The following is a 13,665-nucleotide window of genomic DNA, read 5'->3' as shown; positions in this document are numbered from 1 at the left end:
ACGCGGCCTCGACACGTCGTGAACGTGTTTCAATCCGTGGTTTGAGCGCCGTACGAGCAACGGAGCCCATATGATGGAGCAGTCGAGTGACCGAGCCGTTGAGGTGGGGGATATGGATCCGGCGTCCTTGGGTGTTGCCGCTGCCAGCTTGCTGGCAGCGAAATTCGGTGAGGGCTTCGCCAAAGACGCTGGCGAGAGCACCTGGAACGTGGTGAAACGACTACAAGAGGTGGTCGAGGCGAGGCTACGCAAGTATCCCGAAACCGACACTGCCACAACTACGTTGGCAACGCCGCTCGAGGACACCGCAGCTCGGCTCACCGCGGCCATCCGAATCGACCCGCTGTTCGCCGCCCAGGTTGAACAGTTGATCGTTGCGGCGCAAAGGGACCGAGCCACAGGCATTTTCGTGGCCCAGGCGCTTGATCATGCGCGGCAGATCAATATTCGTGGCGACAACGCCGGAACCATCAACGTGACTTGACCGGGGACTCCGTGCCCGAATACCGCGCACACGACCCAACTCAACAGGTGAACGTCGCCGGAAACAACTCCGGCACTATCAATGTGGCCACCTCACGTGAGAGCGGGCCGCCGCGGCCGGTGGTGACCAACGTGTTACGCCGCGACGTGAGCGTATTCGTCGGTCGCGACCCCGAGGTTCGCAGGATCGTGACAGCGGCGGGACCCGGCCGGGTTCTGTCGATTCACACCATCGACGGAATGGCCGGCGTCGGAAAGACGGCACTAGCGGTTCGAGCCGCATACGAGTTGAAGGAAGCGTTTCCCGATGGCCAGTACTTCGTCGAGTTGCACGCCCATACACCCGGGCAAGTCCCGGCCGATCCCGCGCAGGTGTTGGCCGGGCTGCTCAGTGACCTGGGCATAGACCCGCGGAGTTTGCCTGACACCCTTGCCGGGCGCAGTGATCTGTGGCGGGATCGGCTTGCGGGACAACGGGTATTACTGATACTCGACGACGCCAGCGACCATGCTCAGATAGAACCGCTCCTGCCCGCCGGTCGAGGTTGTGTGACCCTGGTGACCAGCCGTCGTCGGCTGATCGCATTGGACGGGGCGCTGCCTTTGACGTTGGGGGTCCTCGATCCCGAGCCCGCCATCCGATTGTTCACCACCCTGTCCGGCCGCGAAGCCGAAGACGACACCGACCGTGCGGCCGTTGCCGAGATCGTGCGACTATGCGGGTACCTGCCGTTGGCAATTGTGCTGCTCGCCGGGCGACTCGCTCACCATCCAGCGTGGAGTATCACTCACGTGGCCGCCAACTTCGCGACCGCGACCAACCGACTCGCCGAACTTACTGGCGGTGATCGTGCGGTACGTGCGGCGTTCCACCTGTCGTATCAGGACCTGACTCCTCAGCAGCGATTGCTCTTCCGCAGAACCGGTTTGCATCCAGGACTGGATCTCGATATTTACGCGGCGGCCGCACTGGCCGATGTCCCGATCTCGGTAGCTCGTGCAGAGTTGGAGGTGCTCTACACCGATCATCTCCTCGAGGAGACCACCCCGGGCCGCTACCGGCTCCATGACCTGCTCCGCGATTGCGCCCGCGATCTCACCGCCGCCGACCCGGCCACCGACAACGACCGTACCGTCGACAGGCTACTGGACTACTACCAGCACACTGCCGCATCTGCGGACAAGTATGTGGCGCCCCGCAAACGCCCTACCCCGGCCACACCCAGCCCGCCACCACCGGTCGCGGTGCGCAGTTTCGATGACGAGATGACCGCGCTGACATGGATGCGCACGGAACGAAGCAACCTGCTGGCCTGCCTCGAATACACCACCACGGACCGGCCGGCGGGGACGGTGGAGCTGACCGGCCTGCTGGCAGGACTACTCGAACGCGACGGGCCATGGCCCCAAGCCGCAAGCCTCCACCAGCGCGCGAGCCTGGTCGCCGAGCAACTCGGCGACGACCTCAGCCACGCCACCGCCCTCACCAACCTGGGCGTCGTGCGCGAATACTCCGGGCAGTACGGTCAGGCCGCCGAGCTCCAGCAGCAAGCACTGGCGATCTACCACAAGATCGGCGATCGCCTCGGCAAAGCCAACACCCTCATCAGCCTCGGATTCGTGCGCACATGGACCGCGAACTACGACCACGCCGCCGACCACTTCCAACAGGCACTAGCGACTTCTCGAAAGATCGGTCACCGCATCGGCGAAGCCATCGCCCTCACCGGCCTCGGATTCGTGCGCACATGGACCGGAAACTACGACCACGCCGCCGACCACTTCCAACAGGCACTAGCGACTTCTCGAAAGATCGGCTACCGGGTCGGCGAATCCCTGTCCGTCACCGGCCTCGGCCACACGTGGATGCTTCGCGGGGACTACCACAAGGCCACCGAGCTCTACCACCAGGCACTCGCCATGCACCGAGAAATCGGCTATCGCGTCGGCGAAGTCATCACCCTCACCAGCATCGGCGTCGTGCAGACCTGGACCGGGAAGTACAGCCAGGCCTCCGGCCAATTCACGCAAGCACTGGCGATCTCCCGGCAAATCGGCAATCGGCGCGGCGAAGCCAACGCCCTCACCGATCTCGGCCTCCTGCGGACGCGAACCGGTGATTACAGTGCGGCCACCGATTCACATCGACGGGCATTGGCCATCTCCCAGGAAATCGGCTACCCGCGCGGCGAAGCGAACGCCCTCACCGGCCTCGGCGTCCTGCGGACGCGAACGGGCGAATACAGCGCGGCCGCCGATCTCTACCAGAAGGCATTGGCAATGCATCGCAAGATGGGCAATCGCCTGGGCGAAGCCGACACACTCACCGAAACCGGGACGTTGTTCCTCGAGACCAGCGCGCCGAGCGATGGGGTGGAAACGTTTACTGCCGCACTCGAAGTGGCGCGCGAAATCGGCAGCCGCCGCGAACAAGCCCGCGCCTTGGATGGCCTCGCCCGCTGCTATGTGAGCCTCGGCGAAACGGCCACAGCCCTCATCCATCTTCACGAAGCCATCGACCTCTACCGGCAGCTCGGTGCGCTGGAGACCAATACTGCCGCAACCTATCTCACAACGCTCGAATCGATTCGCCTTCACAGCGACGAAACGATATCGGGAGAAGACCCCCCGTATGTATCTCCCACGTCGTGATCGAACAGCTCGCAATGGTCGGCGGCCTGATGCTCGCCTCAGCAACGTTCGCGGAAGATCAAATACTCGCGCAGGTTTTCGCCGAGATCATAGGGGATGTCGGCAAAAACGATCAGATCCTCGACACTGGTAAGGCTGTGGACTCTAGAGGCCGCAGCGATCCGAGCGGCCAGTTCGGTTGTGACACCTGGCAATTGGGCAAGTACGGATTCGGGCACGTTGTTGGCATCAACGAGCCCGCCGTCGTCGAACCCCCGTCGCAGATCCGGACGCCCGATCGCCAGCTCGGTCGCCAGATTCGGGTCGGTGGACAGCAGCTGGCGGGCCTGTCCACGTCGGGCACGACGCTGCAGTGCCGCCTGTACTGCAGGGTCGGTGGCTAACGCCGTGTTCGGTGCTGGTGGAGGTAGCGGTGCACTCTGTTGTTGGTACGACCCAGTCTGAGACTGTCGGCTGCCAGGGGTAAGGGACCACTTCGGAGCCGTTTTGCCATCGAGTATGGGTTCTGACGCAAACAGCGTGATCAGTCCGCGGGTCGCCGGATCTCTGTTGTCGAGCCGGATTCGTTGTGGTTGAGTAGTATTCGCTTCCGGAGCAGGTCCAGGTTCGATCTGCCAAAGCACTGCCTCTTGAGGGCCTTGACCTTGTTCACAGTGCCTTCGGTCGGTCCGTTGCTCCAGTTCAGGGTGAGTCCTGCTGTGACAGCGGCGAAGTCGTGCTCGAGGCCGGTGGCGAACGAGTGCAATGCGGGCAGGTCGTCGGCCCGGACGTTCGTGATCCATTCCGGGAGGCGATCGCCGCGTCGGTCGCGCATGAGGACCGCGAACGCGCCGACGTGACGGCGGGCGGCGGCAAGTTCGGGACAGCACGTCAGAATCGTGGCGAGCTGGCGTGTTTCGGCGTCGGGCAGGTTGTCTGGGTGTCGGGTGATCCAGCTGGTCACCGCCCTGATATTCGCTTTCGGCGGTGGGATCGCCACTGGTCGCGCGGATGGTTTGCTGGCCTGGTAGGGCCGCAGGAAACGGTAGACGTTGTTGGGGCTGCCGCGGTAGCCGAGTTCGCGCAGTTCGGTGATCAGGGCGGCGACATTGGTGTGTCCGGCGTTCCAGCGGGTGAGCAGATGCGGCACGAACTCGTCGATCATCGTGGCGCGAGAGGTCGCGGCGGCGATGACGTCGTCCGGATCGGCGGCGAGAGCGAATCGGCGCGCGGTCTTGCGATCGATATCGAGTTCTCTGGCGATGGTGCGCAAGCCCTTACCCTCGGCGCGTAGCCGTTGCACCGCCTCGTACCGTTCGACCGCGCGTGCACGCAATCCCGCGTATCCACCACTGCGATAACCTTCGGGCAGCGGTGTCGTGTTATCGGCGGTCTCGTCCGTGACCGCTTCGGGAGCGTGGTGGTCGGTGTCGCCGAGATCAGCGCTGGCGGTTGATGATTCCGTGAGACATCGACGATGGGCAACCACTGTCTTCTCCACGGCCTGGCACAAGTTCTGCCACAGGTGCCACCTGTCCGCGCATTGGGTGGCCTGGGGTGCGCCGCGGCGCGCGGCCTCGCTGTAGGCGCTGGCCCGGTCCCGGGTGATGATCTCGATTTCCGGGTGCTGTGACAACCACGCCGCCAGCGGGTCGGCCTCGCGTCCGTCGAGAACGTCGATGGGGCGGTGGGTGGCCATGTCCAGCAGGATGGTGGCGTACCTGCGGGAACGTTTGACGGCGAAGTCGTCGACTCCGAGCGCGGTGATCGCGCCGACCGGCGGATCGGGCAGTGCGCGGATCAGCCGCAGCAGCGTATCTCGGCTCGCCGGCAATCCCAGCTGGGCGGCCATCCGGGCACCGGCTCGTCCCGCCAGCGCTATCGCGATCCTGGTGAGCATCGCGGTCAGCTGATCGGTGCGGCGTGACCGTTTCACCGTGAGCCCGTCAACTTGTTCGGCGAAAGTCTTTGCCCGGCAGCCGGTATTCACGCAGAAGAACCGGCGCACCACCAACCGCAACACCATCTTCCGCCCGGCGACAGCAGCGTCGGCGAGCTGGCGGCGATACCGGGAATGCACACGACCGGAAGGGGTTCCGCATCCGCCGCAGTGGGCCGTCGAGGTGGCAACGACTGCATCTACAACTACGGTATCGGCCTCGGCTCGAACACCCTGAACCAGCAGATCGTTCAAGTGCGGCAACAAGATTCGAACAAGATCAACGCACGCCTGTTACCTTCGCCCATGCCGAGCCGGATCCTGCGGTGGCACGCCGACCGGCAAGATCACGTTATCTGCGTCAGAACCCGAGTATGGGACCACCCTGTTTGCCACTGATGGGACCACCTGACTAGCGGTTTTGCCAGTTATGGGACCACCCGGCGTGGCTTGCGGGTTTCCGGTTGCTCGGCCGCTGTATTGGCCAGATGAGCTATCGGGAGGTTTCGGTGATCGAGATCAGGGAGATGCTGCGGCTCTGGCTGCAGGGTCGAGGGTTGCGGGAGGTGGCCCGCCTGTCGGGCACCGACCGCAAGACCGTGCGCCGGTATGTCGATCGAGCTCAGTCGTGCGGGGTGGACCGCGACGAGGGTGTGGAGCAGTTGACCGACGAGTTGCTGGCGGCGGTGATCGCCGGGGTTCGTCGGTCGCGGCCGAACGGTAAGAGCGATGTGTGGGAGGCACTCGCGGGTCAGTCCGAGCAGATCAAGGCGTGGCTGGATCAGGGCCTGACCCTGACGAAGATCCACATTCTGCTCGCCCGCCGTGGCGTGACAGTGTCGTATCGGACGTTGAACCGTTACGCCACAACCGAATTGGGGTTCGGGAAACGGCGCACGACCGTGCGGGTGGCCGACTGCGAACCCGGCGCGGAAGTGCAGATCGACTTCGGCCGGCTCGGGCTGCTGACCGATGTCGAGGGTCGGCGGCGGGTGGTGAAGGGGCTGATCTTCACCGCGGTGTATTCGCGGCACATGTTCGTGTTCCCGACCTACCGGGAAACACTCAACGACGTCATCGCCGGGTTCGAAGCCGCATGGGTGTTCTTCGACGGCGTGTTCGCTGTCGCGATTCCGGACAATATGAAGGCGATCGTGGATCGCGCGAACGCGACCGATCCGAGGTTGAACGATTCGTTTCGCGAATATGCCGAGTTTCGTGGGTTCGTGGTGGATCCGGCCAGGGTCCGCAGCCCGCAGGACAAGCCGCGCGTCGAACGCTGCGTTCCTTATGCACGGTCGAATTTCTTTGCCGGAGAACAATTCCGGGACCTTCAGGACTGCCGGGAACGCGCGCAGCGGTGGTGCCGTGAGACCGCGGGAATGCGCATCCACGGCACCACGCGGCTACGCCCGGCCGAAGTGTTCGCCACCGACGAGCATCCGAAGCTCACACCGTTGCCCGACACCGTATTCGACGTCCCGACCTGGGTGAATCCGAAAGTTGCGCCGGACCGGCATGTTCAGATCTCCCGGGCTCTCTACAGTATCCCCGGTGATCTGGTCGGGCAGCGGCTCAGCGCCCGCGTCGACTCGCAGACGGTGAAGCTGAACCGTCACGGGTGAGGGACCGGCTTCGTTGTTAGACCAGCGCCGGTCGGCGTGGTGGTTGTTGAGAGTAGTACGCGGCTTCGTATTCGGCCGGGGTCAGGTAGTCCAACCGGGAGTGCAGGCGCGAGTTGTTGTACCAGTCGCACCACTCCATGAGCGCGAACTCGACCTCGGTGAGGGTCTTGAACGGGCCGTGGCGATTGATCACCTCGGTCTTGAACAGCCCGATGATAGATTCTGCCAGGGCGTTGTCGTAGGCGTCTCCGACCGAGCCTATCGATGCCGAGAGTCCCTGCAGGGCAAGGGATTCAGTGAAGCGCACTGAGGTATATTGACTGCCGGCATCGGTGTGGAAAATTAAGCCTGGCTCGACTGGATGCCCGTAATGGTCACGCCGCCACACGGCCATGTTGAGTGCTTTGGACACCAGCGCGGTCGTTTTCGTGTTCGCCGCGGTCCAGCCGACGATCGCCCGGGAGTAGGCGTCGAACACGAACGCCACATACGCCCATCCGGTCCAGGTCGACACGTACGTGAAATCGGCTACCCACACCAGATTCGGTGCCGCTGCGGTGAAGTCGCGGTTGAGTTTGTCCCCGGCCCGCACCCCGTCCTTGCCGGGGATCGTGGTGCGGTGCTTGCGGCCCCGCACGGCGCCGTTCATGCCCAGGTCGTGCATGATCCTGTCGACAGTGCAGAAAGCCACCGACTGTCCCCGGCGGCGCAGGTATCGGGTCATCTTGCGGCGCCCGTACATCGCTTCGGGCGTGCCTTGCAGGTCGCGCAGGGCGTTCTCCAGGTGAGCGTCGGCGATGCCGCGGGCCGCCGGTGGCCGGTGGAGGGCTTTGCGGTAGGTCCTGGGCGCGATCTGCACTACGTGCGCGGATAGTGCGCGGCAGATCGACTCGACGCCATAGACCCGACGGTATTCGTCGATGAACCCGACGATCAGCGGTGTCGCGGGTCGAGTTCCCGCGCGAAAAAACTGGAGGCCAGTTTCAGAATCTCGTTGGCCTGCTTGAGATCTCGGTTCTCTTTCCGCAACCGAGCCAACTCTTCACGCTCGGCCGAAGACAGGCCCGAGGCTGCCTGCTTACCCGGTCGCGCGCCCTCGGCCAGGGCCTTTTTGATCCATATCCGCAGCGTCTCGAAGTGCACATCGACCATCGGCGCGATGGCCTGCGCGGCGGCATAAGGAGTTCCGTACCCATCGAGACGCTCGAGAGCCAGACGCACGGCCTTCTCACGAACCTCGGGCGGATAACGCTTCGACATGATGGGAACCATCTTCCACTCCTTACGGCACCGGGTGCGCCCATGAATTCGCGTGTGTCCGTTGCCCGATGCTGTCGGTCGACCCGAAAATGCTGACCCGGCTCGACGAACTCGAAGAAGACCTTATCGCCCGCCGGAGCCGCGCGAACGAGGAAGGATGGCGAGGTGAAGTCGGGACTCGATCTCACCCTGAACTTCCTGCGCGCCAAAAGGTCTCAGACCCACCGGGCACTGCGAACTGGCGCACCAGGCCACGCCGAACTGGGCATGCCGCCTGTGAAGGTCAAGGGACCACCGCCAGCAGAACGGCGGCCACGCACACGGTGAGCAGTCCGGGCGCCGTGGTGGCGGCCCCAGAGTGGGAACTTGACCACCCGGGCCTTGGGCGAATCGAGGCTAGCCTTCCGGAATGAGCACGGTGCAGTCCGACAACCTTCCCGGTCGAGGAGAGAAGCGACGACTCCGGTCACGGCACGGCTGGCATCTGTTTCTCGCCTGCACTGTTGTGTCGTGTGTGGGCCTGCTCGTCCATGCCAGCGACCCGGCCGGCGCCGAGTCGGTGCTGTGGAAATTGTTCTTGACCGTCGCGGCGGTTGCCTTCTTCTTCGGGATGGTCGGTTACCTGGCCCGGGTGGTCGTATCCCGGCGGCTTCGAGTCCCCGAACTCGGTCCACTGCTTGCGCCCGCGCTGGTGGTGGCGTGCACGGTGGTTGCATGGAGCGCAGACCTACCGATCCTCGTGCGGTGGCAGTTCTCCGAGCACAGCTTCGATGATTCCGCACGGCAGGTGCGCAATGGTGTCGATCCGCGGACGTTCGAAGGTCACCGGCTCGGCCTCTACCGCGTCGACGATACGGACCGCCCGATCTCGAGCATCTACCGCGACGCCTCGGGTATCTGGTTCGCGACCAGTCCCGCCGCGGACTACTGCTCGGACGGAGCCGGGTTCGCCCAGCTCACCGGTCTCCCTCGCACAGACAGGCTCCATCACCTCGAGGGTGACTGGTATTGGTACTGCTTCGACAGCGGGGGTGAGAAAGCGGTGCTGCCGGACCATCCCATCGGGGGATGACGTTGCCTCGTGGGACGAATCCGAGAGAATTCCTTATTCATCAGGCCACCGCCGGATTCCAGGTAGTGCAGAGAAGGTCCAGGTGCGCGGCGCCGGAGGCCAATCCCTCACCGCGCTCGTAGAACTCGCCCTTGCCGAGCCGGGTAGCCAGCCACCGCAACGTAGTGCGCCGGTCAGCCCAGTAGTGCGTCACCGCCGACACGGTGAGCCCTGCGGACGCCCAGACCGAGTTCACAGGCAGGCGCAGCGACCAGACCACCACGCTCAGGCATATCGCCAGCGTCGCGGTGTAGGTCAGAACATGGCCGGCACAGGCGATCCGACCGGCCCAGCACGGCAAACCCTTGTGCTGGGCCTGGTGGTCGCTCTGGATCCAGTAGTCGCCGACATGGTGACCGACAACGTAAGCGGCGATCACCGCGCCGAATACGGCGGCTGTGGTCGTGTGGTCGATCATGCTCGGGCCTTTCCGGTGTCATGGCCTTCGAGATAGCGCCACTGGATACGGGTGATCGTGCTGTCCGGAGCGCAGCCGGTATGGCTCGCGCAGAAGAACTCGACGAACTCGGCCGGGCTCATCTGCGGGAAGCCTTCGGCGGCAATCTCTTCCTGGGTGATGAGGTCCAGGCGCTCGCGGCGCACCGCGCTGACTTCGACGTCGACGATCCGTACCAGCGGCTCGCCCTTGCGGCGGCCCATCACCTTGCGGCACAGGGTCAGTCGTGCGCCAGACTGCAGCATGAGCCATCCCATGCGGCGGGTGACGGTCTTGCTGCGTGCCCTGACCTGCGGTTCGGTGAGGGACACGGACATCAGGCGCGGCATGCGATGCTCCGATCGCGCGTTCTGCTGGGTGGTTGATGCAGATCGGGTCGCGTCGCCGAACGCCTCGAGCGGTCCGGTCTGCGTTCGCGACCACCACGATGGGCAAGCGGCAACTTGCCCGTTGACGTCACGCGGAACGGCACAGCCCGATGCGCATCGCGTAGACGGCCGCGGCCGTCCGGTTGGACGATCCCGCGCGGCGCAGGATCGCCTCCACGTGGGTGGCGACCGTCGATGCGCCGATCCGCAGGGTGCGGGCGATCTCGGTGTTGGCCGCAACGTGCGAAAGCAGTTCCAGCACCTCCAGTTCTCGCAGCGGAACCCACTTCCCGCACACGTCAACGATACGAGACCCGACCGAGCGGTCTGCCGAGCTGGACGGTGTCTACCGGTTTCGTAAGCTCGGCGACTATGACCGTCGCGCGTTCGATCCTGCTTTTCGTCCTGGCCGCCGTCATTGAGATCGGCGGAGCGTGGCTGGTCTGGCAAGGCGTGCGCGAACACCGCGGCTGGGCCTGGATCGGCGCCGGCATCATCGCCCTCGGCATCTACGGATTCGTCGCCACCCTGCAATCGGATGCGAATTTCGGGCGCATCCTCGCCGCCTACATCGGCGTCGACGCCCGCTTCGGTAGCAAAGCCGGGCTCCTCGACGCTACGTTCGAACAATACTGGATCAGTGAACTGCTCACCGGGCCGAAGCCGCAGCAGATGGACTGTCCGCCATGCTGAGCATGATCGAGCGCCTCCGCAAATTTGTATGCACGCAACCAGTGCGTCTACGCGCATTCCTGGTAGTGAGCTTCGAGGCGGTGGGCACTGCTTCGATCCCAGCTCAGGCGTCGCTCGGACCGATTCCAGTGCCGGCTCGTCGCCGCCTACGCCTCGATCCCCCAGTCCCGCAGCACCTCGCAGGTGTGCTGTCCCGGCAGCGGTGGCGGTCCGCCGAACGTTGTCGGGGTAGCCGAGAACCGTGGCGCCGGAGCCGCCTGCAACACTCCGTCACGTTCGACGATCGTCCCCCGGGCAGCTATTTGTGGGTGGTTCGCAGCTTCGCACAACGAGGCTACCGGAGCAACACAGGCGTCCGCTCCGCCGAAGACCGAGCACCACTCCGCTTGTGTTCGAGTGGCAAATGCGGCTGCGATCTTTCCTCTGATCTCCGGCCAAGCAGCGCGATCGTGCTGACGTTGCGGGACTTCGTCCAGGCCGAGCAGATCGAGTAGCTCCCGGTAGAACTTCGGTTCGATCGCTCCGACCGCCATGTGGCGACCATCCGCGGTGGCATACGTGGTATAGAACGGGGCGCCGCCATCGAGCATGTTGGCTTCACGCTGGTCCGTCCAGGCGCCTGCCGCAAGGAAAGCGTGGATTCCGGTCAGTAGGTGGGCAGTTCCGTCGACAATCGCTGCATCCACGACCTGTCCGACCCCCGTCCGATCCGCGACACGCAGAGCGGACAGGATCCCGACGACCAGGTACATCCCCCCACCACCGAAGTCGCCCACCAGGTTCAGCGGTACCCGCGGTGGCCCGTCACCGTCACCAATGGCATGCAGCGCGCCGGTCACTGCGATGTAGTCGATGTCGTGACCCGCTTGCTGAGCCAACGGACCGGTACCACCCCACCCTGTCATTCGCCCGTAAACCAGTCGCGGATTTCGCAATCGGCAAACCTCCGGTCCCAGCCCAATACGTTCGGCAACTCCCGGACGATAACCCTCCACAAGCACATCGGCTTGCTCAACCAGCGCCAATGCGACCTCGACAGCCGCCGGATCCTTGAGATCGAGAACCACCGATCTCTTGCCCCTGTTCAGGAGATCTTCCTGTGGCTCACCCGGAAACACATCGGCCCCGACGGGCCGATCGAGCCGAACCACGTCGGCACCGAGGTCGGCAAGGAGCATGGTGGCGAACGGGCCTGGACCCAGGCCTGCCAATTCGACCACGCGCACACCCGCAAGCGGCCCAGTGAATTTCGGCTCGTCGATATCTTCGGTCATGACCGCGGAGTCACCGTCCTTCGAACGTGGGTTTGGTCTTCGAAAGGAATGAGCGAACTGCTTGCGCAGCATCGGCGGTTCCGCCTGTGCGAGTGATCGATTCGATCTCCGCATTCAACTGTTGTGGGAGAGTCGCCGCTGCTGAATCATGGAGCAATCGTCTGATCTCTCCATAAGCGCGTGTTGGCCCAGCGGCCAACTTTTCGGCGCGCTCGAGCGTAGCCGGCTCCAGCCGATCCTCGGGTACGACCTCGGATACCAGCCCCCATTCGGATGCTTGCGTCGCGTTCAGCACTCGGCCGAAGTACATCTCCTGCGCACGGCGCAGCCCCACGAGCCGAGGTAGATACCATGAAGTCGAGCCGTCACCGGAAAGCCCCAGGGCGGTGAATCCGGTGGCGAATTTGGTTCCCTCGGCGGCGAGAGCAATGTCAGCGCAGTACAGCATTCCCAGGCCACCACCACCGACCGCGCCGTGTGCACCGGTGACAATCGGGACAGGCAGTTCGTTGAAGATCCGCAAGGCTTCGTGATACGGGGTGACCATGCGCCGCAATGTCGTGGCCAGCGAATCTGGGTCGGTGTCGGCGAATACCTCGATGTCTCCGCCCACAGTGAATACTGGGCCGTTACCAAGCAGGACCAAGGCCCGCACGTCGTCCGCTACCACACAGCGCTGCGCGACCTCATACAAGTCGTCGGCCATCGCCGGATCGATCGCGTTGCGCTGCTGGGGCCTGTTCAACCGCAGCACCGCAATCCCGTCGGCAACATCGAATTCGACTGCGCGCAAACCACTCTCCGGCTTCAACGCCTCGTGCCATCGACCAGTGTCGGTCAGTTGAGCCAGCCTGACGATCCTGCCCTGCACGAATGTCAGTGTGTGTATGAATTCGGCATCCAGAACCCCTCCCCCGGCTCTCGCTTTACCGTGATAGCGACCGACGACACTCAGCCGACCATCATCGGACCACAGGAATTCCCTTGGCACCGCGCGAGCACGGTAGTGCTGCGCGATACGCCCCCAGAACTCGCGCCACATCGAGTCGGGCCCGTGGTACACACCGCCGAGTCCAAACGGCATCCCCTGTGCGGTCGTGCCCTCGAACTCCGGGTGCAGGACGACATCGAGTCGTTCACGGTCCCCCGCCGCCAGGGCCTCGTAGAGTTCGGCCGCCACCTGCTCGGCCGCAGCCTGTTCGTTCGTCCGACGCGAGGGATCCGCTTCGCCAGCCATCGAGCACACCAACTTCCGAGAGAAATTTTACTCTATATTAAATAACACGTACGGCGCTCACATGACAACCAGACCCCAGAGTTGTGTCGAACAGCTCGTGTCGCCACACGCTATCGCCCAGACACAGAGGAAGCGTCAGCTCGTCCCTACGCCGGACGAACGGCAGCCAACGCCGCGCCTCATAGCGCAGAGCGGACCATTGACCAGTCATCCGATATAATCTATCTTCACTTAAATACCGTCGCTGAGGTTCGTCGCCACCACCAACAACCCCTCATGCACTCTGCGACCGACATTCCAACACCCCAGGCCTGTCCGTCCCTACGCGCTCGCTGATGACAGTGGCGAGAGGCTTGCTTATGGCATCAGGTTGCTCGCTGACGACGGCGATGGATCGTCCGCGCAACAACCAGGTCAACGACCTGGCCTGGCTGATCTTCTTCACCCCGATCATGCCCTTCATCATTCAGAACGTCGCTATCGGCGTAGCGGTATTGACCGACCGTCGGCAAAGCTTCACGCGATGGGTCGGATTCATGAATCTCTGGGTGGCCCTTCGCCTTCATCCCCGACACCCTGGCGTACTT

12 protein-coding genes, 2 pseudogenes and 1 other annotated feature are annotated in these 13,665 nt (G+C 64.0%); of the genes and pseudogenes, 7 read left to right on the top strand and 7 right to left on the bottom strand.

Annotation, left to right across the window (positions count from 1 at the left end; all coding sequences use genetic code 11):
* Positions 1–112 precede the first annotated feature (112 nt).
* From NV1_RS39435 to NV1_RS39425, 3 genes are read left to right on the top strand one after another with little or no spacing between them, the layout of a single operon-like run.
* The gene (locus NV1_RS39435; RefSeq protein ID WP_157117687.1) at positions 113–484 is read left to right on the top strand and encodes a hypothetical protein; all 372 of its coding nucleotides are present in this window, start codon (positions 113–115) and stop codon (positions 482–484) included.
* Positions 481–3,135: an ATP-binding protein gene (locus NV1_RS39430; RefSeq protein ID WP_157117686.1), complete on the top strand. Its 2,655-nt coding sequence runs from the start codon at positions 481–483 to the stop codon at positions 3,133–3,135. The genes NV1_RS39435 and NV1_RS39430 overlap by 4 nt, the downstream gene beginning before the upstream one ends.
* The gene (locus tag NV1_RS39425) at positions 3,132–3,518 is read left to right on the top strand and encodes a hypothetical protein (RefSeq protein WP_067903992.1); all 387 of its coding nucleotides are present in this window, start codon (positions 3,132–3,134) and stop codon (positions 3,516–3,518) included. Before NV1_RS39430 ends, NV1_RS39425 begins: the two co-directional genes overlap by 4 nt.
* 140 nt (positions 3,519–3,658) lie before the next feature.
* Here the strand turns inward: NV1_RS39425 and NV1_RS39420 are convergent, their stop codons facing one another.
* Positions 3,659–5,308 (bottom strand): ISL3 family transposase, encoded by a 1,650-nt coding sequence (locus NV1_RS39420; RefSeq protein ID WP_245714169.1) that lies wholly within the window; start codon positions 5,306–5,308, stop codon positions 3,659–3,661.
* 233 nt (positions 5,309–5,541) lie between these two features.
* Here NV1_RS39420 and istA point away from each other — a divergent pair, with 233 nt between their 5' ends.
* The gene (gene istA / locus NV1_RS39415; RefSeq protein ID WP_245714167.1) at positions 5,542–6,678 is read left to right on the top strand and encodes an IS21 family transposase; all 1,137 of its coding nucleotides are present in this window, start codon (positions 5,542–5,544) and stop codon (positions 6,676–6,678) included.
* 16 nt (positions 6,679–6,694) lie between these two features.
* Here istA and NV1_RS39410 read toward each other — a convergent pair.
* A protein-coding gene (locus NV1_RS39410) for an IS3 family transposase (RefSeq protein WP_157117695.1) occupies positions 6,695–7,938 on the bottom strand; the annotation gives its coding sequence in 2 pieces (ribosomal slippage) (positions 6,695–7,644 and positions 7,644–7,938; 1,245 coding nt in all).
* Positions 7,523–7,651, bottom strand: a sequence feature (AL1L pseudoknot). (Overlaps the previous gene by 129 nt.)
* A 409-nt stretch (positions 7,939–8,347) precedes the next feature.
* Between NV1_RS39410 and NV1_RS39400 the strand changes: the two genes are divergently transcribed.
* The gene (locus tag NV1_RS39400; protein ID WP_067903981.1) at positions 8,348–9,010 is read left to right on the top strand and encodes a hypothetical protein; all 663 of its coding nucleotides are present in this window, start codon (positions 8,348–8,350) and stop codon (positions 9,008–9,010) included.
* A gap of 40 nt (positions 9,011–9,050) precedes the next feature.
* Here NV1_RS39400 and NV1_RS39395 read toward each other — a convergent pair whose 3' ends face one another.
* The 3 genes from NV1_RS39395 to NV1_RS39385 form a co-directional block, all read right to left on the bottom strand.
* Entirely contained in the window at positions 9,051–9,467 is a 417-nt protein-coding gene (locus NV1_RS39395; protein ID WP_067903979.1) for a hypothetical protein, read from the bottom strand.
* Positions 9,464–9,835 (bottom strand): ASCH domain-containing protein, encoded by a 372-nt coding sequence (locus tag NV1_RS39390; RefSeq protein ID WP_245714166.1) that lies wholly within the window; start codon positions 9,833–9,835, stop codon positions 9,464–9,466. The genes NV1_RS39395 and NV1_RS39390 overlap by 4 nt, the downstream gene beginning before the upstream one ends.
* A 127-nt stretch (positions 9,836–9,962) precedes the next feature.
* A complete protein-coding gene (locus tag NV1_RS39385; RefSeq protein WP_067903976.1) occupies positions 9,963–10,172 on the bottom strand; it encodes a LuxR C-terminal-related transcriptional regulator in 210 nt (69 codons plus the stop codon).
* A gap of 74 nt (positions 10,173–10,246) precedes the next feature.
* Between NV1_RS39385 and NV1_RS46205 the strand changes: the two are divergent.
* Positions 10,247–10,453 (top strand): annotated as a pseudogene (locus tag NV1_RS46205) (YnfA family protein); the annotation flags it as partial.
* Between the two features lie 260 nt (positions 10,454–10,713).
* Here NV1_RS46205 and NV1_RS39375 read toward each other — a convergent pair.
* Together NV1_RS39375 and NV1_RS39370 are read right to left on the bottom strand one after the other, a co-directional pair.
* Positions 10,714–11,841, bottom strand: coding sequence for a CaiB/BaiF CoA transferase family protein (locus NV1_RS39375; RefSeq protein ID WP_067903973.1), 1,128 nt, complete (start codon positions 11,839–11,841; stop codon positions 10,714–10,716).
* 10 nt (positions 11,842–11,851) lie between these two features.
* A complete protein-coding gene (locus NV1_RS39370) occupies positions 11,852–13,078 on the bottom strand; it encodes an enoyl-CoA hydratase-related protein (RefSeq protein ID WP_067903970.1) in 1,227 nt (408 codons plus the stop codon).
* 335 nt (positions 13,079–13,413) lie between these two features.
* Here NV1_RS39370 and NV1_RS45345 point away from each other — a divergent pair.
* Positions 13,414–13,665 (top strand): annotated as a pseudogene (locus NV1_RS45345) (hypothetical protein); the annotation flags it as partial.

Origin of the sequence: Nocardia vaccinii NBRC 15922, assembly GCF_001613305.1 — a bacterium.
Classification (GTDB): domain Bacteria; phylum Actinomycetota; class Actinomycetes; order Mycobacteriales; family Mycobacteriaceae; genus Nocardia; species Nocardia vaccinii.
Note: the sequence above shows the minus strand (reverse complement) of the source record. Positions and strands in the feature narration are given on the sequence as shown.

Coding starts and splice junctions, on each gene's coding strand:
- NV1_RS39395 (WP_067903979.1), bottom strand. CDS start 9,467: ATGATCGACCACACGACCACAGCCGCCGTATTCGGCGCGGTGATCGCC.
- NV1_RS39435 (WP_157117687.1), top strand. CDS start 113: ATGGATCCGGCGTCCTTGGGTGTTGCCGCTGCCAGCTTGCTGGCAGCG.
- NV1_RS39375 (WP_067903973.1), bottom strand. CDS start 11,841: ATGACCGAAGATATCGACGAGCCGAAATTCACTGGGCCGCTTGCGGGT.
- NV1_RS39390 (WP_245714166.1), bottom strand. CDS start 9,835: ATGCCGCGCCTGATGTCCGTGTCCCTCACCGAACCGCAGGTCAGGGCA.
- NV1_RS39400 (WP_067903981.1), top strand. CDS start 8,348: ATGAGCACGGTGCAGTCCGACAACCTTCCCGGTCGAGGAGAGAAGCGA.
- istA (WP_245714167.1), top strand. CDS start 5,542: ATGAGCTATCGGGAGGTTTCGGTGATCGAGATCAGGGAGATGCTGCGG.
- NV1_RS39370 (WP_067903970.1), bottom strand. CDS start 13,078: ATGGCTGGCGAAGCGGATCCCTCGCGTCGGACGAACGAACAGGCTGCG.